The organism is Lacibacterium aquatile, assembly GCF_042683105.1.
Taxonomy (GTDB): Bacteria; Pseudomonadota; Alphaproteobacteria; order Elsterales; family Elsteraceae; genus Lacibacterium; species Lacibacterium aquatile.
The window spans coordinates 439,889-463,094 of sequence record NZ_JBHUIP010000012.1 but is presented as its reverse complement, the minus strand read 5'-3'; the positions used below and the strand labels follow the sequence as shown (position 1 = coordinate 463,094).

Annotated in this window: 9 protein-coding genes; 7 read left to right on the top strand and 2 right to left on the bottom strand. The window is 61.5% G+C overall.

Annotation, left to right across the window (positions count from 1 at the left end):
• Positions 1–19: 19 nt before the first annotated feature.
• A complete protein-coding gene (locus tag ACFSM5_RS13735) occupies positions 20–1,018 on the bottom strand; it encodes a helix-turn-helix domain-containing protein (RefSeq protein ID WP_379877001.1) in 999 nt (332 codons plus the stop codon).
• Positions 1,019–1,135: 117 nt separating this feature from the next.
• Here ACFSM5_RS13735 and ACFSM5_RS13730 point away from each other — a divergent pair, with 117 nt between their 5' ends.
• Positions 1,136–1,819 carry a hypothetical protein gene (locus tag ACFSM5_RS13730; protein ID WP_379877000.1) on the top strand — a complete coding sequence of 228 codons (684 nt, stop codon included), beginning with the start codon at positions 1,136–1,138 and terminating at the stop codon, positions 1,817–1,819.
• 237 nt (positions 1,820–2,056) lie between these two features.
• Here the strand turns inward: ACFSM5_RS13730 and ACFSM5_RS13725 are convergent, their stop codons facing one another.
• Positions 2,057–2,494 (bottom strand): Lrp/AsnC family transcriptional regulator, encoded by a 438-nt coding sequence (locus ACFSM5_RS13725; protein ID WP_379876999.1) that lies wholly within the window; start codon positions 2,492–2,494, stop codon positions 2,057–2,059.
• A gap of 121 nt (positions 2,495–2,615) precedes the next feature.
• Between ACFSM5_RS13725 and rocF the strand changes: the two genes are divergently transcribed.
• The 6 genes from rocF to ACFSM5_RS13695 all read left to right on the top strand — a co-directional run bounded on the left by rocF (position 2,616) and on the right by ACFSM5_RS13695 (position 23,173).
• On the top strand, positions 2,616–3,542 hold the full coding sequence (gene rocF / locus ACFSM5_RS13720; RefSeq protein WP_379876998.1) for an arginase: 927 nt from the start codon (positions 2,616–2,618) through the stop codon (positions 3,540–3,542).
• Positions 3,539–4,600, top strand: a complete 1,062-nt coding sequence (locus ACFSM5_RS13715) for an ornithine cyclodeaminase (protein WP_379876997.1) — start codon at positions 3,539–3,541, stop codon at positions 4,598–4,600. Before rocF ends, ACFSM5_RS13715 begins: the two co-directional genes overlap by 4 nt.
• A 138-nt stretch (positions 4,601–4,738) precedes the next feature.
• The gene (locus tag ACFSM5_RS13710; protein WP_379876996.1) at positions 4,739–4,978 is read left to right on the top strand and encodes a hypothetical protein; all 240 of its coding nucleotides are present in this window, start codon (positions 4,739–4,741) and stop codon (positions 4,976–4,978) included.
• A 685-nt stretch (positions 4,979–5,663) separates the two neighbouring features.
• Positions 5,664–22,031 (top strand): FecR domain-containing protein, encoded by a 16,368-nt coding sequence (locus tag ACFSM5_RS13705; RefSeq protein WP_379876995.1) that lies wholly within the window; start codon positions 5,664–5,666, stop codon positions 22,029–22,031.
• A gap of 91 nt (positions 22,032–22,122) precedes the next feature.
• Positions 22,123–22,869: an AzlC family ABC transporter permease gene (locus ACFSM5_RS13700; protein ID WP_379876994.1), complete on the top strand. Its 747-nt coding sequence runs from the start codon at positions 22,123–22,125 to the stop codon at positions 22,867–22,869.
• Positions 22,856–23,173, top strand: a complete 318-nt coding sequence (locus tag ACFSM5_RS13695; RefSeq protein WP_379876993.1) for an AzlD family protein — start codon at positions 22,856–22,858, stop codon at positions 23,171–23,173. Before ACFSM5_RS13700 ends, ACFSM5_RS13695 begins: the two co-directional genes overlap by 14 nt.
• Positions 23,174–23,206: the final 33 nt, after the last annotated feature.

Here is a 23,206-nt window from a genome sequence, read left to right as displayed (position 1 = left end):
CCGTCGGCACCGAGATCGCCTAACGACCGTTGCCTTTGCGCCACGTCGTCGGGTTGGTCTGCATCACCCGCTGAAACTCGCGATTGAAGTTGGATTTTGTCAGGAAACCAGCCTCGAACATGATGCGCGTCACCGGGTCTTCGGTATCGCGCAACAGGCGACAGGCTTCGGCGATCCGCAGGTTGTTCACATAGTGCGAGACGCTGACCCCATGCTGCCGGTTGATCGCCTGCGAGACGGCGCGCACCGGCAGATGCAGACGGCGCGCGATCCGGGCGAGGTTAAGCTCGGGGTCGAGGAATAGCCGCTCACTGGCCATCAGGCGGTCGATGCGATCGGCCACTTCCGCGTCTTCGCCGCTGACGGGAATCGGGGTCGTATCCTCTGTTTCCGGAAGAGAGGGGGCGGGTTCGACGCTGGCCGCCGCCGTCGCCAGCAGCAGCAAGGCCACCAGGTTGGCGCCCGCGATGACGGCGGCGGAAAAGGCGCCGCCGCTCTGTTCCAGATCGATGCTGATGAGGATATCCGTGACCGCCGATCCGATCAGGGCGAAAGCCGTTAGCACCATGGCCCGGTAGGACCGCAGCGCCCCATCCAGGCGCGACGCCGCCAGCCCGTCAGGTCCCAGGCGCGCCTGCCACAGCAGCCGCAGGCCATAGCCCAGAAAGATTGCGATGATCGCCGGCCCCACAAGGTCCGGCCAAACCATCATTGATCCCCCCACCAGCAGGGCGGGCAGCAGATGCGGCCAGAGTCGGCTTTTCTCCGCCGTCAGACTGGCGAAGCTGGCCCAGGCCAGACCGGCTATGGCGCTGGCCAGGATCGCCTGGGCGGGCAGCACCGCCCTTATGTCATACCCCCAGCGTAGGCCGATCAGCAGTGATTGCACGGTATAGGCGGCAATCAGCAGGGCGAAGCGTGGATGATCGCGCAGGCTTTGCGGGTCCTGCCGAACCATGCGGACAAGAACCACGGCAAGGGCGAAGGCGACGCAGAAGGGCAGGGGAATGAACAGCATGACCCCCTCATATGGACCCGGATTGCGATGCCGGTCGACCTTGATCGCGATCCAGGTCGCGGCATAAGCGGCTTTTCCCCCTGCTGGCAGGCGACATCACGCTAACGGAGCCTTCCGATGAAATACCCTTTGCCGCTGTTTATCCTGCTGAGCTTCCCCGCCCTGGCGGCAGCACCTCAGTCACTCCCGATCCAAGACATCACCGCCGTCATCGTGACGGGCGATGCCAGCGCCATCGATGTGACCAGCGACCCAGGCCGCCCCTATCGGGTCAGCCTTGCCGTCCGCCGGAGCGGTTGGTTCGGCAACTGGTCGTCCAACTGGTTCTATAACAGCTGCCGCGATAACAGCCGGATCTGGAAGGAGGGGCCAGAGTTACGGGTCGCCGTGGTGGAGAGTACCGGCTTTGGCTCTTCCGACTGCACGGTGGAATTGAAAGTCAATATGCCCGCAAGCGCCCATGTTTCCATTACCCAGAAAGCCGCCCGGGTGGCGCTGACCGGGGCCTATGGTGATGTCGATCTTGATCTGCGGGCGGGCGATGTGACGCTGAAGGGCGATGTCCGCACGGTTGCCGTCCGGGGGGACGCGGTGCGTGCAAATCTCTCCTTCGGTATAGTGGAGGCCGTGACGGTGGATGTCGCGATGCTCGACGTCTTCTTAGGTTTTGCGCCGGGCAGCGACATTAGCTACCGGGTGGATGCGGCGGCCTCTTTTGTGGATAGCGCGCTGCCGAACACTCCTGGCGCGAAGCCTTCCGTTCTGGTGCGGGCGGATGCGGCACGGGCGACGATCCGGTGAAGCCGCTGAAAACAAAGATCCCCGCCGTTTGACGGGCGGGGATCTCGTTCCGTTGCCGGATTGGGTGCGCTTGGAATGTTAAGCGCGAAGACCCTTATGTTGCATGTGGCACCTCCTGGTATCGCTAGCCGGGAACCGCCCGCGTTGCCGCGTTATGGATCGTCCGGTCGTGATAGGGCGCCGAGGCCTCCAGCACCCACCACTTCAAAGATGGGGTAAAAGCCCTGACGGTTCAACCTAGAGCCTTGCCCTGGTGCTGACCGGCGTTGCCAGCAGGAGGCTTGTCTCGCTGCCTGTAATGCCGGGGATCAGGCGGATACGGCGCAGCACACTGTCGAAATCGGACAAGGTGGCGGCGCCCAGTTCCACCACCAGATCCCAGCGGCCGTTGGTGGTATGGACCGCCGATACCTCGGCAAAGCCGCGCAGGTTCTTGATGACCCGATCCGTCACATGGCCCTGGATCTCGATCAGCATGATCCCGCGCACCGGCTGATCCACCACGTCGGCTTTCAGAATGACGGTATAGCCCAGGATCTCGCCTGCCTGCTCCAGCTTCTCCAGCCGCACCCGGACGGTCGCGCGGGAGCTGTCGGTGGCGGTGGCGATATCGGAGATGCTCATGCGCCCGTTATGGCGCAGCAGGGTGATCAGCTGTTCGTCGAGCGCATCCATGATTGGCCATTTTGAAAAGTCATGATGCCGATCTGATAAGGCTTTTCGATAAATTTGCCAATCTGAATGGTTCAAACCGCCAGCCGCGCATGGTCCAATTCTCCTTAAGGGAGTATATGCGATGCTGTGCAAATTGATTGGCGCGCCGGTGCAGGAAGGCGCCGGGCGTATGGGCTGCGACATGGGGCCGAGCGCGCTGCGCACCGCCGGGCTGGGACCGGCGCTGCAGGAGCTGGACCATGTGGTCATCGACCTGGGCAATATTCAGCCCGCCAAGCCGCGCGAGATGACCCATCCGAACGAGGCCGTGAAGCAACTGCCGGAGATCGTTGCCTGGATCGAGGCGCTGCAGGAGGTGGCTTACCGCGAAAGCCTGGATGGCATGCCGATCTTCATGGGCGGCGATCATGCCATGGCGGCGGGGACCATCCCCGGTCTTGCCAAGCGGGCGGCCCAGCGCGGGCGACCGTTCTTTGTGCTCTGGCTCGACGCCCATTCCGATTTCCACACCCTGGAGACGACCCAGAGCGGCAATCTGCACGGCACGCCCGTGGCCTATTTCATTGGCCGGTCGGGGTTCGAAGGGCATTTCCCGGTGCTCGATGCGCCGGTGGCCCCCAGCAACGTCTGCATGCTCGGTATCCGCAGCATCGACAGCGCCGAGCGGATCGCCCTGCGCGCCGATGGGGTGACGGTGCATGACATGCGCACCATCGACGAACATGGGGTCGGCGCACTGCTCTCGAAGTTCCTGGCGCGGGTGCAGGCGGAAAATGGCCTGCTGCATGTCAGCCTGGACGTCGACTTCCTCGACCCCGAGATCGCGCCCGCCGTCGGCACTACGGTTCCGGGCGGCGCAAGCTTCCGCGAGGCGCATCTGATCATGGAGATGCTGCATGACAGCGGCCTCGTGACCTCCCTCGATCTGGCCGAACTGAACCCCTTCCTCGACGTGCGCGGACGCACCGCGACCCTGTTGGTGGACCTTGTCGCGAGCCTGATGGGCCGCAGCATCATGGATCGCCCGACCCGGAGTTATGGAAAATGAACGCAATTTCGAAGTTGGCCATCGTTCCCTTCGTCAGCGTCGACCATATGATGAAGCTGGTGCTGAAGATCGGGGTCGAGAAGTTCCTGACCGACCTCAGCACCTATATCGAGGAGGATTTCCGCCGTTGGGAAAGCTTCGATAAGACGCCGCGCGTCGCCAGCCATTCGGATGAGGGCGTGATCGAACTGATGCCGACCTCGGACGGCACGCTCTATGGCTTCAAATATGTCAATGGCCATCCCAAGAACACCAAGGACGGCCGCCAGACGGTGACGGCCTTCGGTGTGTTGTCGGATGTCGGGAATGGCTATCCGATGCTGTTGACCGAAATGACGATCCTGACCGCCCTGCGCACCGCCGCGACCTCCGCCGTCGCCGCCAAATATCTGGCTCCGAAAGAGGCCGATACGATGGCGATCATCGGGAATGGCGCCCAGGCCGAATTCCAGGCCATGGCCTTCAAGGCGATCCTGGGGGTGAACAAGCTGCGGCTCTATGATATCGACGCCAGCGCGACGCAGAAATGCATCCGCAACCTCACCGGCCTGGGATTCCAGATGACGGCCTGCGCTTCAGGTCAGGAGGCGGTGGAGGGCGCACATATCATCACCACCGTCACGGCCGACAAGCAATATGCCACCATCCTGACCGACAATATGGTCGGCAGCGGCGTGCATATTAACGCGGTGGGCGGCGATTGCCCCGGCAAGACCGAATTGCACCAGGACATCCTCACGCGATCCGACATCTTCGTCGAATATCCGCCCCAGACGCGGATCGAGGGGGAGATCCAGCAGCTGGCTCCAGACTATCCGGTGAACGAGCTGTGGGAGGTGATCGCCGGACAGCGCAGCGGTCGTCGTGATGGCCGTCAGATCACGCTGTTCGATTCGGTGGGCTTTGCCATCGAAGATTTCTCCGCCCTTCGCTATGTCCGCGATCAGTTGCCCGGCACCGGCCTGTACGAGGAACTGGACTTGCTGGCCGATCCTGACGAACCGCGGGATCTGTTCGGCATGCTGCTTCGGTGCGAAAAGGCTATAGCCGCAGCCTAGTGGGTCTAAACCGCGAGCCTAACCCAGGGGGTGTCTTAGAGTCGTATCCATCGCGCCGAATTGAGGGAAAGGCCTGTCCGGTCGATTATCGGGTCATCGGATCACAGCGATCAGCACCTGACGAAGAGGACCGGACAAATGGCTAGCAGCATCCGCACCGAAGTCACCCTCTATACCTCGGCCATGATCAAACTGGCGAACGACCTCGCCGAAGATGCCGATCCGGTCAATCAGGCGGTTGGCAAAAAGATCCTGGGCTGCATGCACTGCAACCTCTCCGGCGTTGGTCGCCGCTGCGATAATTGCCTCCTGGCGCTGGCGCATCTGCAAGTCCAGACCGCTTCTGCTGTCGAGGCAACTTACGCCCTGGCTGCCTAATCGGAAAAGTCGATATACCAGCTGTATGTCGACTGTCCGGTCCAAGTAATTCGCTGTCGATTTGTTCTTTGAAGTGAAGTCTTAGTCCGTGGCGGCTCCGGTATCGGTTGCCGCCATTTTTGCGTCTGGTCAAAGCCCGTTGCTTGAGGGTCGGCTAACAGGACTGTAAGCCTTGCCAGGGCGTGAAAAAACGCAAGAAGCCGCCCTCCAACCCCAAGTTCGGGGTCTCTTGAGAACAACCTGTAATATGCGTGAATTACGCTGACTCTTTTTATGGGGGCGATCGACTTTTGCCCTCTTGCTCAAAGAGTTGCGGAGAGTTCTTATGGTTTCGGATTCATGACTGAAAATTTTTCATTGAAAATATGCATGATTTATCAATGGTTTAATTAATTTGAAGCTTCCTGGCGAGGAGGCCTTGACGAGGTTTTGTGCTGAGTAAAGGCCTTGATTAACGAAACTTCGAAAGCCATATGCAGTAAAACAAATAAACCTTGAGTTGCGTTGTGGATTTAATTTTTGAGGCTGCCATGAAATGATTCCTGGCTACTCTTCATCGATGTTTGTTTTGTATTACATTGATGCGTATTTTAGCAGAATTTAAACGGTTTAACTGTTAGAGTTATCTACCTGAGATATCGAGTTTGTTTGCTTGCTGTCTTTTTCCGCTGGAGGTCCGAGCTTAGTGGCGTCGCGTACCGATAATCAGCCCACGCTTAATATTGCGTTGGACGGCGGCGAAGCGGGTAAGATCGCATTGCGCGAAGGGGACGCCACCCTGATCCGGGGTGACGAGTCGTCTGCGTCCGTTATTCCGGGCGCGGAATTGCAGCCCGGCGATGTTCTGGTCACTGGTGCCGGCTCCCGGGTCAGCATCGTCCTGGCCGATAAATCGATCATTGTTCTGGCGGAAAACGCCCGTCTGCTGCTGGACGAGGTCCGCTACGATCCGGCAACCAAGCAGGGCTTTATCGGTGTTACCATTCTTCAAGGTGGTTTCGCCGTTGTGACGGGTGAGCTGGCACCGTCGGCGCCGGATGCGTTTGTCATACGGACACCTGCCGGTCTGGTGGGTCTGCGGGGGACCAAGGTCGTCGGTGATGTCGATGACAGCGGTGCTCTGACGGTGACCTTGCTGGCCGATCCCGATAACCGCCCGACTGCTGCCGTGGTTGCCAATGGGGCCGGGACTCAGTTCCTGGCCGAGCCGGGCATGACGGTCCGGGTCGAGAACTACGACGCCGCGCCTAGTGTGCCGACCATCTCCTCAACCTCGGCCGACTGGGCGGCGATTGACGGCGCGCTCGCAGAGGTCGTCACCTATATTGAAGGGTTGCTGGGGTTCGAAGCGCGCCTGGACTATCTCGATTTTCAGACGAACTTCCTGGGTGCATCCACATTCGAAGCCGCGGCCCCGTTGGGCGTCATCACGTCGGCTGAGGCGCTGAGCTCCAAGATCGTGGTGACCGATGTCGGCGACGATATCCGCCGTGCCAATCCGTTCACCATCGGTGAAAGCGGATCGCATAACGGCGGTGGACGCGAAGAGACTACCGACGGCGGCGGCACCAAGAGCGTCGTGTTGCCGGTTGTCGATATCCGTCGGGGCGATGAAGATCTGACCCCGCGCGATACTATACCTGCCGGGGCCATCGTCGGAACAGAAGATCCTGATCTGCTGATTGGCAGTCCCGGTCGCGATACGGTTTTCGGCCTGGGCGGCAACGATACGATTTCAAGCTACGGCGGTCCGGACATTATCTCTGCCGGGGCGGGCGATGATAAAATCTACACGACCCGCCTGACGGACCATGCGGCAGCGCTGGTTGATGTGCCCCAGGCTTTCAAGATCGACGGTGGCGACGGTCGCGATACGTTATACGCCAGCCTGGCGCCGACGAAAACGGGCGGTACAAGCCGGGTCGAAGCTGATGTTGCCAATCTCGAGGTGCTTAATCTCGACGTGTCGAGCGCTGCGGCCAATCAGACCCTGATCATCGGCAAATCGCTGACCGATGCAGGCGTGCTGGAGACCATCCTCGGCGGATCGAACAGCCATAATATGACGGTGAAAGCCGCCGATCCTGGGCTCACGAGTTTCCATCTCGTCGGCGCCGGGATGCATGGCAACGATCTGGTTGAAGCGCCCTCGAATGCGACGGCCTATGTCTTTACGGGCAAGGGCAATGATCGGATCGTGACGGGTTCGGGTCAGGATACCTTGGATGGCGGCCTGGGCGCCGATACGCTGTCGGGTGGCGATGGCAACGATCTTTACGGTGTCGATGATGCGGGCGACCGTGTGGTCGAGAAAGCGAACAGGGGGACGGATACGGTCCTTGCCTATGTCGATCACACCCTGGCCGCTAATGTGGAGGTGCTGAGCCTTGGCGGCTCCGCTGATCTGGCGGGAACTGGCAACGAGCTCGATAATATCCTGGCGGGCAACCGGGGCGACAATCTCCTGTCCGGCGGTGCCGGTAAAGACACCCTGAGCGGTGGCGGCGGCAACGACACGCTGATCGGCGGCTCTGGCACCGATCAGCTGTTTGGTGGTACGGGCGATGATCTGTATGTGCTCGAATCTCCAAGCGACCAGGTTTTCGAGAAGGCCGACCAGGGCAGCGATACAGTCCGCGCCGGTTTCTCCTATACATTGGGCGCCAACGTCGAGGGGCTGAGCCTGACCGGCAGTGCTGCGATCAATGGCACAGGTAACGAACTCGCCAACACCCTGATCGGCAATAACGGCAATAATCGTCTGTTCGGTGATGCCGGTGCCGATACGCTAAGCGCTGGCCTGGGCAAGGACACGCTCGATGGCGGCAGCGGTGCCGACGTCATGGCAGGTGGCGACGGTAACGATCTCTATTACGTCGACACGTCGGGCGACCAGATCGTCGAAAAGACGGGGGAGGGCAAGGACAGTATCCTGGCCTCGGTCAGCTACACCCTAAGCGCCAATGTCGAAGTTCTAAGCCTGCTGGGCTCCGATAACCTCAAAGGGACCGGCAGCGCCGATGCCAATCTGATCATCGGTAATTCCGGCAACAATACCCTGTCGGGCGGCGCTGGTAACGACACGCTGAGCGGTGGTGCGGGCAACGATCTGCTCGATGGCGGCACCGGTGCCGACCAGATGCGCGGCGGTAAGGGCGACGACCTCTATATCGTCGATGCTGCGGGCGATGTGGTGACCGAGGCTGCGGGCGAAGGCGGCGATACGGTCCGTGCCTCCGTCTCTTATACGCTTGGCGCCAACGTGGAAATGCTGAGCCTGATCGGTTCTGCCGATATCGACGGAACGGGTGACGGCGACGCCGATACGATCGTCGGCAATGGCGGGGATAATCTGCTCTCGGGCGCCGCAGGGAATGACGTGCTGCGGGGCGGTGCTGGCAACGATACCCTGAATGGCGGCACCGGTGCCGATCAGATGAGTGGTGGTATCGGCGACGATCTCTATGTCGTCGATGATGCGGGCGACCTGGTGGTCGAACTGACGGGCCAGGGCACTGATACGATTGCCGTGGGCTTCAATTATACCCTTGGCGCCAATGTCGAGGTTCTGAGCCTGACGGGCTCGGCAAATCTCACCGGCACAGGTGATGGCGACGCGGATACCCTGATCGGTAATGCGGGTGACAATCTGCTGTCGGGTGCGGCGGGCGACGACGTGCTACGGGGTGGGGCTGGCAACGATAGCTTGGACGGCGGCTCCGGCAAGGACGCCATGAGCGGCGGCAAGGGTGACGATCTCTATATCGTCGACAACAGCCTAGATCGTCTGGTCGAAATCGCGGGCGAAGGCACCGACACCGTTGTTTCCTCGGTCGATTATACGCTTGGCGCCAACGTCGAAGTTTTAAGCCTGACTGGCGCGGCACTCGTCGGAGTGGGCGATGGCGACGCCGATACGATCATCGGCAACGCCAATAACAACCTTCTGTCTGGCGCGGGCGGCGTTGACGTCCTGTCGGGCGGTAATGGTAACGACACCCTGGACGGTGGCGCAGGCGCCGACGAGATGACGGGCGGCTTTGGCGATGACCTCTATCATGTCGATGCCGCCGGTGATGTCGCCCTGGAAAGTGCGGGCGAGGGGCAGGATACAGTCATTGCCTCCGCTTCCTACACGCTTGGCGCTAATGTCGAAGTCCTAAGCCTTTCAGGATCCGCCAACATTAACGGCACCGGCGATGGCGATGCCGACACGATCATCGGCAACTCCGGCAATAACACTCTGTCCGGCGCTGCGGGCGACGATCTGTTGGATGGCGGGTCGGGTAATGATGCGCTCTATGGTGGTGCGGACATCGATACGCTGATCGGCGGCGACGGTAACGATACACTAGACGGCGGTACCGGCATCGATCAGATGAGCGGGGGCCTGGGCGACGATTTTTATGTCGTCGACGATGTCGCCGATCTGGTGGACGAACTGGTCGGCCAGGGCACCGATACGATTGCTGCCAGCTTTGACTATACGCTGGGCGCCAATGTCGAAGTTTTATCGCTGACCGGCACCGCCGATCTGAACGGCAGCGGCGATGGCGATGCGGATACGCTGCTGGGCAACAGCGGCGACAATCTACTTTTCGGCGATGCCGGGAACGATCTGCTGAAGGGCGGCGCCGGGGACGATACGCTATCGGGCGGTACGGGCGCCGACACGATGAGCGGCGGTGCGGGCAATGATCACTATGATGTGGATGATGCGTCCGATGTGTTGTCCGAAGCCCTTGGCGAAGGCATCGATACCGTCCATGTCGGCTTCAGCTATACGCTGGGATCCAACCTGGACGTGCTGTCCCTGACCGGCACTGGTGACCTCAGCGGCACCGGGAATACCGACAATAACACCCTCATCGGTACCAGCGGAAATAATGCTCTCTCTGGTCTGGCCGGTACCGATGTTCTGAGCGGTGGCGACGGCAATGATACGCTGGATGGTGGCAGTGGCACCGACAGCATGACAGGCGGGGATGGTGACGATCTTTATATCGTCGATGCCTCGGGTGATGTTGCCTATGAAAGCGGCTCGACGGGCACCGATACGGTGGTCGCCTCCACCTCCTATACGCTCGGGGCCGGTGTCGAAGTGTTGAGCCTCTCCGGCTCCGCCAACATCAACGGCACGGGCGACGGCGATGCCGATACCATCGTCGGCAATATCGGCAATAACACCCTGTCGGGCGATGCGGGCGACGATCTGTTGGATGGCAGCCAGGGCAATGACGCGCTCTATGGCGGCACGGGTATCGATACGCTGATCGGCGGCGATGGGGTTGATACGCTGGATGGCGGCAGCGGTGCCGATGTCCTGAGTGGCGGCAAGGGTAACGATCTCTATTACGTCGATGACTCCAGCGACGCTGCCGTGGAAGGCATGGGCGAGGGGACCGATACGGTTATCTCTTCGGCCGATTACACGCTCGGATCCAACGTCGAGGTGCTTTCGCTGTCGGGGACCGGCGACCTCAAAGGCACGGGCGACGGCGATGCGGATACGATCATCGGCAACAGCGGCAATAACCTGTTGTCGGGTGCTGCGGGCGATGACGTCCTAAGCGGCGGCGCGGGCAATGACACGCTGGATGGCGGCACCGGCAAGGACGCCATGACCGGTGGCACCGGCGATGATCTCTATTACGTCGATCAGTCGGACGACACTGCGGTCGAACTGGCCGGCGGCGGTAAAGACACCATCGTTTCGCTGGTCGATTACACGCTTGGATCCAACGTCGAGGTTCTTTCCCTGGCGGGGACGGCGGATCTCAAAGGTGTGGGCGACGGCGATGCCGACACCCTCGTCGGGAATAGCGGGAACAATGCGCTCTCGGGTCTGGCGGGTGCGGACGTCCTGAGTGGCGGTGATGGCAACGACACGCTGGATGGCGGTACTGGCGTCGACAGCATGACCGGCGGCGATGGCGACGATCTCTATTACGCCGACGATTCAAACGATGTGGCCTACGAAGACGGTTCGACCGGCACCGACACGGTGGCCGCCTCCGTCTCCTATACGCTGGGCGCCGGGGTCGAGGTTCTGAGCCTTACGGGTGCCTCGAATATCAACGGCACGGGCGATGGCGATGCTGACACGATCATCGGCAACTCCGGCAATAACACCCTGTCCGGTGCGGCGGGCGACGATCTGCTCGACGGCGGCTTAGGCAATGACGCGCTCTATGGCGGTACCGGGACCGATACGCTGATCGGCGGCGATGGGACCGATACGCTGGATGGTGGTGTCGGTGCTGACGCTATGAGCGGCGGCAAGGGCAACGATCTCTATTACGTCGACGACTCCAGCGACACCGTTGTCGAGGGCGTTGGCGAGGGCACGGATACCGTTATTTCCGTGGCCGACTATACGCTGGGCGCCAATGTCGAAGTGCTCTCCCTGGCCGGGACAGCGGACCTGAAGGGGACCGGCGATGGCGATGCCGACACTATTGTCGGCAACAGCGGCAACAACACCCTGTCCGGCGATGCCGGTGACGATCTGCTCGATGGTGGCCTGGGCGATGACGCGCTCTATGGCGGGTCGGGCATCGACCGGCTGATCGCGGGCGATGGTGCCGATACGCTGGACGGCGGTTCCGGTGTCGACGCCATGACCGGCGGCAAAGGTGATGATCTCTATTACGTTGACGACTCCGGCGATACGGCCGTTGAAACTGCTGGTGAGGGCACCGATACCGTCGTTTCCCTGGCGGATTATACGCTTGGTGCCAATGTCGAAGTGCTCTCCCTGGCGGGGACTGCCGACCTGAAGGGCACCGGCGACGGCGATGCTGATACGATCATCGGTAACGGCGGCCATAACCTCCTCTCCGGTATGGCGGGCAACGACGTCTTAAAGGGCGGGGCGGGCAACGATACACTGGACGGCGGTGTCGGTACCGACAGCATGAGCGGCGGTACGGGCGATGATCTTTATATCGTCGATGCTGCAGGCGATGTCGCGGTCGAGGATGTATCCGATGGAACCGATACGGTCATCTCCTCCGTCTCCTATACTCTCAGTGCCAATGTCGAAGTCCTGAGTCTTTCCGGCTCTGCCAATATCAACGGCATGGGCGACGGCGATGCCGACACCATCGTCGGCAACAGCGGCAATAACACTCTGTCGGGCGATGCGGGCGATGATCTGCTCGACGGCGGTCAGGGCAATGACGCGCTCTATGGCGGCACGGGGATCGATACGCTGATCGGCGGCGATGGGGCCGATACGCTGGATGGCAGTATCGGTGCTGACGCTATGAGCGGCGGCAAGGGCAATGATCTCTATTACGTCGACGACTCCGGCGATAAAGCCGTGGAAGAGGTCGGCGAAGGCACGGATACCGTTGTCTCCCTGGCCGACTATACGCTGGGTGCGAATGTCGAAGTGCTCTCCCTGGCTGGGACAGCAGACCTGAAGGGGACCGGTGACGGCGATGCCGACACCATCGTCGGCAACAGCGGCAACAATACCCTCTCTGGTGATGCCGGCGACGATCTGCTGGATGGCGGCCAAGGCGATGATGCGCTTCATGGCGGGACGGGCACCGACACATTGATCGCTGGCGATGGGGCCGACACGCTGGACGGCGGCGCCGGGGCCGATGTCATGAGCGGCGGCGCAGGCAACGACGTCTATTATATCGATGACTCCGGCGATGATGCCGTTGAAGGTGTCGGCGGCGGGACCGATACGGTCATTTCCACGGCCGATTATACGCTTAAATCCAATGTCGAGGTCCTGAGCCTGACGGGCAGCGCCGATCTTAGAGGCGTCGGCGACGGTGACGCCGATACCATCATCGGCAATAGCGGCAATAACGCACTCTCGGGTATGGCAGGTGCGGACGTGCTGTCGGGTGGCGCTGGCAACGACACGCTGGATGGTGGCGCCGGCATCGACAGCATGACCGGCGGCGATGGTGACGATCTCTATTACGCCGACGACTCGAACGATGTTGCCTATGAAGACGGATCGACGGGCACCGATACGGTGATCGCCTCCGCCTCCTATACGCTGAGCGCTGGGGTCGAGGTCCTGAGCCTGTCCGGCGGCGCCAACATCAACGGCACGGGTGACGGCGACGCAGACACCATCGTCGGCAATAACGGGAATAATATCCTGTCGGGTGCCGCAGGTGACGATCTGCTGGATGGCGGCTTGGGCAATGACGCGCTTTATGGTGGCGCGGGCATCGATACGCTCATCGGCGGTGACGGGGCGGATACGCTGGACGGTGGTATCGGTGTCGACGCCATGAGCGGCGGCCAGGGCAATGATCTCTATTACGCCGATGAGTCTGGCGACACGGCTGTCGAGAATGCCGCCGAGGGTATCGATACCGTCATCTCTTCGGCCGACTATACACTTGGATCCAACGTCGAAGTTCTGAGCCTGAGTGGTGCGGGGGACCTGAAGGGGACCGGCGACGGTGATGCCGATACAATCATCGGCAACAGCGGTCACAACCTGCTGTCGGGTGCTGCTGGCGACGACGTTCTAAGCGGCGGCGCGGGCAATGACACGCTGGATGGCGGTAACGGCAAGGACGCTATGACCGGCGGCACCGGCGACGACCTCTATTATGTCGATCAATCCGACGATACGGCCCTTGAAAGCGCCGCTGAAGGGATCGACACCGTGGTGTCGTCGGCCGACTATACGCTGGGCCTGAACGTCGAGGTGCTGAGCCTGGTCGGGACCGCGGATCTCAAGGGTACCGGCGATCTCGATGCCGATACGATCATCGGCAACAGCGGCAATAACGAAATCCTGGGGCTTGCGGGCGCCGACGTCCTGTCTGGTGGCGCAGGCAATGACACGCTGGATGGCGGCACCAGCGTCGACACGATGAGCGGCGGCACGGGCGACGATCTCTATTACGTCGATGATTCGGCTGATGTGGCGGCGGAGAATGCGTCGGAAGGTATCGACACCGTCATCGCCTCTGCCTCCTACACTCTGGGTGCGAATGTCGAAGTTTTGAGCCTGTCCGGTTCTGCCAATCTCAATGGGACCGGCGATGGCGACGCCGATACGATCATCGGCAACTCTGGCAACAATCTGCTGTCGGGTGCTGCAGGCGATGATCAGCTGACCGGCGGCGACGGCACCGACACGCTGGACGGCGGGACCGGCAACGACACCCTGAGCGGTGGCACCGGCAATGACCTCTATATCGTCGATGCGCTCACCGATGTGGTGGTCGAGGCGGCGGGCGAGGGGATTGATACAGTCCAGACTGCGCTGTCCTACACGTTGGGAGCCGAGGTCGAGGTGCTGAGCCTGACCGGTTCGGCCAATATCAACGGCACCGGCAATCTGCTCGACAACCGTCTGATCGGAAACAGTGGCGATAATCTCCTGTCGGGCGGCGACGGCAACGACACGATCTCGGGCGGCGACGGTAAGGATACGCTGACCGGTGGTGCCGGGACCGATGTCTTGAGCGGCGGCGCGGGCGACGATCTCTATTATATCGACGACGCAGGCGATACGGCGGTCGAAGCCAGTGGCGAAGGCAATGACACAGTCATCGTCGGCTTCGATTATACCATCGGCGCCAATGTCGAAGTGTTGAGCTTGACGGGCTCGGGCGACTTCAAGGGCACCGGCAGCCTCGATGCCAATAAGATCTATGGCAATAGTGGCAACAACCACCTGCTGGGCGAACAGGGCGACGATACGCTGATCGGCGCTGCGGGCATGGATACGCTGAATGGCGGCGCAGGCGTCGATGAGATGAGCGGCGGCACGGGCGACGATCTCTATATCGTCGACGACAGCGGCGACCTCATCGTCGAACTGGGGTCCGAGGGCTATGACGTCGTCTGGGCGTCGGCGAATTATACGCTGTCGGGCAACCTTGAACTGCTGAGCCTGACCGGGGCTGGAGATATCGCGGGTACCGGCAATACGCTCGACAACATCATCATCGGCAATAGCGGTAACAACGCCATCGCGGGCGATGCGGGTAATGACACGCTGACCGGCGGCGACGGTAACGACACGCTTGACGGCGGTGTTGGTGTCGATGTCATGAGCGGCGGCAAGGGTAACGATCTTTATGTCGTCGATGGGTTGACCGACGGCGTGATCGAGACGGCGGGCGAGGGGATCGACACGATCCAGACCTCTCTTTCCTATACCCTGGGCGCCAACATCGAAGGGCTGAGCCTGACTGGGGCTGCCAACCTGAACGGCACGGGCAACGAGCTCGATAATCTGATCATCGGCAATGCCGGCAACAATATCCTGTCCGGTGCAGACGGCAATGACACCCTGTCGGGTGGCGACGGTAATGACACGCTGACCGGTGGCGCTGGGACCGACAGCCTGATCGGTGGGAACGGCAACGATAAATACTACATCGACGATCCGACCGATGTGGTGGTGGAGCTCAATACCACGGTCGGAGGCATCGATACCGTCTATGCCAATTTCGACTATGAACTACCTGCGAATATCGAGGTTCTGATCCTGAGCGGTGGCGCCAGCTTCTCGGCGGTTGGCACGTCAGGCAACAACACGCTGTCGGGCGCGGCGGGCAACGACACCCTGGATGGGCTGGCGGGCGACGACTCCCTCGACGGCGCGGCAGGCATCGACCGCATGATCGGCGGCCTTGGCAACGATACCTTCGTCATGGACAGCCTCAGCGACATCGTCATCGAGAATCCGGGCGAAGGCACTGACAGCATCCATATCGGCTTCACCTACACGCTCGGCGCCAACTTCGAGCAGTTGAGCCTGACCGGCACCGGCAACATCGACGGCTATGGCAATAGCGACAACAACACCATCCGCGGCAACACCGGAAAGAATTACCTCTGGGGCGGTGACGGCAACGACAGCCTGAACGGCGGCACGGGCATCGACACGCTGGAGGGCGGCCTCGGCAACGATACCTACGTGATCGATAATGTCGGTGATGTGATCACAGAGCTGGCGGGCGAGGGGACGGACAGCGTCCAATCTGCGATTGCCTATACACTCGCCCCGGTGCTGGAGCATCTGTCGCTGACCGGGACTGGCAACATCAATGGCACAGGCAATGACGCCAACAACTCGATTACCGGCAATACCGGCAAGAACCTGCTGTCGGGTGGCATTGGCAATGACACCATCAATGGCGGTACCGGGGCGGATACGCTGATCGGTGGTGTTGGCGACGACCTCTACACCGTGGACGATCTAGGCGATGTGGTGACCGAGCTGGCTGCCGAAGGCATTGACAGCGTGAAGTCCAGTGTGTCGTTCACCTTGAGTGCTGAGCTGGAGCATCTAACGCTGACCGGTGCGGGGAATACGGTCGGTGTCGGTAATGCCGGTGCCAACACCATCGTCGGCAGCACCGGGGCGAATACGATCTCCGGCGGTGCGGGTAACGATACGATCAGTGCAGACAACGGCAATGACGTGGTCGATGGCGGCGCGGACGATGACAGCATTGATGGCGGCGCCGGTGCCGATACGCTTTCGGGCGGTACGGGCAACGATACGATCATCGGCGGTGCCGGGACCGACAGCATGCTCGGCGGTGCGGGCGACGATATCTTCTATGTGGATGCGACCGCAGATGTCGTCACGGAATTGGCCAGCGAAGGCATCGATACCGTTGTCGCCAGCGTCTCCTATGTCCTGACCAACAATGTCGAAGTGCTGAGCCTGACCGGCACCGGCAATATCAATGGTACCGGCGGGATCGACAACAACGAGATTGTTGGCAATAGCGGTAACAACAAGCTCTCCGGTGCGGCAGGCAATGATACTTTGTCTGGCGGTGGGGGGGATGACACGCTTGACGGTGGCGCCGGTGACGATAGCCTGATCGGCGGCGCCGGGAATGATCAGTTCCTGGTCGACAGCATGACCGACGTGGTGGTCGAGGGCGCGGGCGGCGGCACGGATACAATCATCGCCTCGGTTTCCTATACGCTGACCGCTGCCAATATCGAAGTCCTGAGCCTCGGCGGCTCGGGCAATATCGATGCGACCGGCGACGCCACCAGCAATCTGATCATCGGCAATGCCGGGCATAACAAACTGTCAGGCGGCGATGGCGACGATGTGCTGTCGGGTGGTAATGGTAACGATACCCTAGAGGGCGGTCTTGGCACCGACACCTTGAGCGGCGGCGCGGGCAACGATTATTACATCTATGACGGTGTCGATGTTCTGGTCGATTCGGCTGGGACGGACACGGTCGAGTCTGCCTTTACGGTCACGCTCCAGACCGGTTTCGAAGTGTTGAGTCTGACCGGCAGCGGAAATGTCAATGGCACCGGCAGCACCGATAACAACACGGTCATCGGCAACAGTGGTGACAATATCCTGTCGGGTGCGGCAGGAAACGACACGCTGAGCGGTGGCGATGGGAACGATACGCTTGATGGCGGTGTCGGGAACGATTCGATGGAAGGCGGCGTGGGCGACGATGTCTATATCGTCGATTCCGCCACTGACAATGTGACCGAAGCGGCAGCGGCTGGCATCGATACGATTAAAGCCTCCATCACCTACACCCTGAGTGGAAATGTCGAAGTCCTGAGCCTAACCGGCGCGGGCAACATTCATGGCACCGGCACTGCAAATGCCGATACGCTGATCGGTAATACAGGTAACAACTCGCTCTCGGGTGCTGCCGGTAACGACGTGCTGGATGGCGGGGATGGGAACGATACGCTCGACGGCGGCACGGGCGACGACACCATGTCCGGCGGCCTGGGCAACGATCAGTTCATCATCGACAGCGCGGGCGACGTGGTGGTCGAGGATGCGGGCGGCGGCAACGATACAATCGTCGCAAGCACCTCCTATACCCTGAACGGCGCGAATATTGAGGCGCTGAGCCTGTCTGGTTCGAGTGCTATCGACGGTGCCGGTGACGGCGGCAACAACACGATCGTCGGCAATACCGGCAATAACGTGCTGTCGGGCGGTGGAGGTGACGATCTGCTACAGGGCGGCAATGGCAACGACACGCTGATCGGCGGCGCGGGCACCGACACGTTGAGCGGCGGCGCGGGCGACGATTATTATGTCTATGACGGCCTGGATGTCGTGGTCGAAGCCGCAGGCGGCGGTTCCGATACGATGGTGTCGGCGGTGTCTGCGACACTAACGGCCAATGTCGAAATGCTGAGCCTGACCGGCAGTGCCAATGCCAACGGCACGGGTGATGCGGGCAACAACACCATCATCGGTAACGACGGCAACAACGTGCTGTCGGGTGCGGCGGGTACCGACACCTTAAGCGGTGGTATCGGCAGCGACACGTTGGATGGCGGCGCCGGCAACGACGTGATGGTCGGCGGTGTCGGCGACGATCTCTATGTCGTCGATGCAGCAGGTGATGTGGTGACCGAACTCGCCGGGGAAGGCATCGACACGGTTCGGGCGGCTGCCAGCTATACCCTGGGTGCCAATGTCGAAGTGCTGAGCCTGACGGGCGCGGCGAACGTCAATGGCACCGGCACCGCCGATGCTGACACGCTGATCGGCAATACCGGCAATAATGCGCTCTCGGGCCTCGCCGGGAACGATGTCCTGGACGGCGGCGATGGTAACGACACGCTGGATGGCGGCATCGGTGACGATACGATGACCGGCGGCCTCGGCAACGATCAGTTCCTTGTCGATAGTGCCGCGGATGTGGTGGTCGAGGCTGCAGCCGGTGGCACCGATACCATCATCGCTTCGGTTTCCTTCACCATGAACACGGCCAATATCGAGGTGCTGAGTCTTGGCGGGACCAGCGACATCAACGGCACGGGCGATGCCACCGACAACACCATTATCGGCAATAGCGGCAACAACATCCTGTCCGGCGGCGATGGCAAGGATGTGCTGTCCGGCGGCACTGGCAATGACACCCTGATCGGCGGCACGGGTGTCGATACTTTGAGCGGCGGTGCGGGCGACGACTATTATGTCTACGACGGCGCGGATGTTCTGGTTGAAGGCGCCTCTGCCGGTATCGATACGGTGGAATCAGACGTCTCGGCAACTCTGACGGCCAATATCGAAGTGCTGAGTCTGACCGGCAGCGCCAATATCAATGGCACCGGCAGCGTCGACAACAACACGATTATCGGCAGTGACGGGAATAACGCGCTCTGGGGTATGGCTGGCGCGGATACCCTGAGCGGCGGCATCGGCAACGACACGCTGGATGGCGGCACCGGTAACGATGTGATGGTCGGCGGGGATGGCGACGATCTTTATGTTGTTGATGCCGCGGGCGACGTCGTGACCGAGGCGGCGGCAGGCGGGAAAGACACGGTGCAGGCGGCAGCCAGCTACACGCTGGGGGCCGAGGTCGAAGTCCTGAGCCTCACCGGCGTCGCGAACATCAACGGCACCGGCACCGCCGATGCCGATACGCTGATCGGCAATACAGGTGCCAATATCCTGTCTGGCGGTGATGGTGCTGACGTCCTGGACGGTGGCTCCGGCAATGACACGCTGGATGGCGGCACCGGTGACGACACCATGACTGGCGGTCTTGGTAACGACCTGTTCTATGTCGACAGCATGGGCGATGTGGTGGTCGAATTAGGCGGCGCTGGTAGCGGCACCGATACGGTCGCGGCGTCGTTGAGCTATACGATCCTGGCCAATGTCGAAGTGCTGAGCCTGACCGGCAGCAGCAATATCGATGGCACGGGCGATGGGCTTGCCAATACGATCATCGGCAACAGCGGCAATAATCTTCTGTCGGGCGACGCCGGGAACGACACGCTGTCGGGCGGGGCTGGCAACGATACGCTGGTCGGCGGGCTCGGCACAGACTCGCTGCTCGGCGGTACCGGCGATGATCTCTATCTGATTGAGACCGGCGATATCGTGAAGGAGAATGCGGGCGAGGGTATCGATACCGTCGTTGCCGGTTTCTCCTATGTCCTGACTGCCGATGTCGAAGTATTGAGCCTGACGGGCAGCGGCAATTTCACCGGCACCGGCAATGCCGTTGCCAATACGATCTATGGCAATAGCGGCAACAATGTCTTGTCCGGCGATGCAGGCGACGATGTGCTGTCGGGCGGCGATGGCGACGACACGCTGGTGGGCGGCACCGGGAATGACACGCTGGTCGGCGGTGCTGGCAACGACTCCTATACGGTCGATGCGGCAGGCGATGTGATCACCGAGCTGGCGGGCGAGGGCACTGATACCGTTACCGCAACCGCTTCCTACACCCTGGGCGCAGAACTGGAAGCGCTGGTGCTGGGTGGCACGGCGGTGGCCGGAACGGGTAATGCCCTCGACAATCTCATCACCGGGAACGGCAGCGATAATCTCCTGTCGGGCGATGTGGGCGCCGATACCTTGAGCGGTGGCGCGGGCAACGACACGCTGGATGGCGGCACCGGCAACGACAGCATGATCGGCGGCGCGGGCGACGACCTCTATATCATCGACAGCATGGGCGACATCATCGTCGAGCTGGGCGGCGGCGGTAACGACACGATTGCCAGCGCCATCAGCTACACCTTGAGTGCCGCCAATGTCGAAGCCTTAAGCCTGACCGGCAGTGCCGATATCGATGGCGCGGGCGGCAGCGGCAACGATTCGATCTACGGCAACAGCGGCAAAAACCTGCTCTCGGGCGATGCCGGGATGGATCTGCTGGTCGGCGGCGCGGGCAATGATACGCTCGATGGTGGGGCCGGTCAGGACACGATGAGCGGCGGAATCGGCGACGATTTTTATCTGGTCGATATCGCGACCGATGCGGTCTTCGAAGCGTCCGGCGAGGGGATCGACACCGTTCAGGCCGGTATCTCCTATACCCTGTCTTCCAATGTTGAAGTGCTAAGCCTCACGGGCGCGGGCAATTTCAACGGCACCGGTAACGCCAGCGACAATCGTCTGGTCGGCAACAGCGGTAACAATGTCCTCTCGGGCGATGCGGGCAACGACACGCTGATCGGCGGCGATGGCGACGACACGTTGGTTGGCGGGGTCGGGACCGATGTCCTGTCCGGTGGCCTGGGCGACGACGCCTATACGGTCGAGGATGCCGGGGACACTGTCATCGAAGGAGCGGCCGAAGGCATCGACACTATCAATGCCAGCGTCTCCTATACGCTGTCCGCGAATATCGAAGTGCTGAGCCTGACCGGGGCGAGCGATATCAATGGCGGCGGCAATGCCGACGACAACCGTCTGGTCGGCAACAGCGGCAACAACGTCCTGTCGGGCGACGCGGGCAACGACACTCTGATCGGTGGCGCCGGAAACGATACGCTGGTGGGCGGTACCGGCAGCGACGTTCTCTCGGGTGGCCTTGGCAATGACGTCTATACGGTCGAGGATGCGGGCGACACCGTCTTCGAAGCGGCGGGCGAGGGCACCGATACCGTGAATGCGGGGATCAGCTTCACCCTGTCGAACAATGTGGAAGTGCTGAGCCTGACGGGCGTCGGCAATATCGACGGCACCGGCAACAGCGACGACAACCGTCTGGTGGGCAATAGCGGGAATAACGTCCTGTCGGGCGATCTGGGCCACGATACGCTCTCGGGCGATGCCGGAAGCGACACGTTGGTGGGCGGCGACGGCAATGATAGCCTCGACGGTGGTGCCGATGACGACAGCCTGCTAGGTGGGAACGGCAACGACACGATGGTCGATGGCTCGGGCAACGACTGGCTGCGTGGCGGCGTCGGTGCCGACAACATCACGGTCGGGGTTGGCAATGACACGATCCATTACGAGGCAGGCGATCTCGGCATCGATATCGATACGATCACCGGCTTCATGACCGGTCAGGATAAGATCAGCGTCGTGGTCGGGGGCCTTGCGAGCGGCACCCTGGATGCCGGGCATTTCCTGGAAGATGTCGGCAACAGCTTCACCGGTAGCGCCGGTGGCACCCTGGATCCGACCTTTATCACCTCGCATTGGAACGGCACCGCCTATGATGCGGGCAAGACCTACCTGTGGCTCGACAACGACGGCAACGGGGCGGGGGTGGGCTATATCGTCGCCGATCTGGGCGCCGGGACCGTCAAGAATACGGATATCGTCATCGCTTAAGCGCATGGATGCCCTGCGCAAGCATGGCGCGTCCTGGCACGTATTCTGCGGCATGATCCGACAGGAATGCTGACGCGGATCTGAAGGCGAGATGAGCGAAACTGTCGAATTCACTCTGAAGGGCGGCTGGCGGGGTGCCAAGACGGCCCTGCAGATGGTGCTGGCCTATATCCCCTGGGGCGGCACCATCGGCGTGCTGGCGCAGGCCAATGGGCTAAGCTTTGCCGAAGCGATGCTGATGAGCGCGCTGATGTTCGCAGGCTCGGCCCAGGTGTTGGCCCTGTCGATCTGGGTGCATCCGCTGCCGTTTCTGGCGCTCACCATCTCCACCTTTTCTGTCAATCTGCGGTTCGCCCTGATGGGTCCGGTGCTGGCGCCCTGGTTCGACAAGATTTCCGGTTGGCGCCTCTGGGGCAGTCTGTTTGTGCTCGCGGATCAGAACTGGGCCTTGAGCGTGGCCGAACTGCGCAAGGGGGGACGCGATGCAGGCTTCATGCTGGGCAGCGGCATCATCCTTTGGACGACCTGGGTGGTGGTTACCGGCCTTGGCTATCAGCTGGGCGCGGTGCTGAAACCGGAGGCGGGGCACCCTGCTTTCTTCGCCGCGCTGGCGGTCTTCTGCGCGATGCTGGTCACCATGTGGCGGGGCCTGGGCGATCTGCTGCCCTGGGTCACTTCCGGCATCGTGGCGATCATCGTTTCCAAGCTGTTGCCGGGGACAAGCTGGCATATCGTGATTGGCGCCATTTCCGGCTGTGCCATCGCCATCCTGCGCGACAACCGCAAGCCCCCGCCTGCCAAGATCAAGGCCGAGGAGACCCCCGATGCCACCGATTGATTGGAGCGTCGATCCGGAAACTCTGCTCGCCATCTTGCTGATGGCCGGGGTGACCTATCTGTGCCGGGCAGGCGGTTATGCGCTGTTCCGCCAGATGGATCCCGGCCCTCGCCTGCGCTCGGCCCTCGCCTATCTGCCGGGCGCGCTGTTCGTCGCCTATGTGGTGCCAGCTTTGGTGCAGAGCGGACCCAAGGAATGGGTCGGGGCGCTTGTCACGGTGGTGGTGATGTTCACGACCCGCAATCTCATCGCGGGGATCCTGCTCGGGACCGGTGCTGCGACCGCCGTCTGGTGGCTCACCTGAAAGAGGAAAAGAGCGAGATTCTTCCCGGCCGCT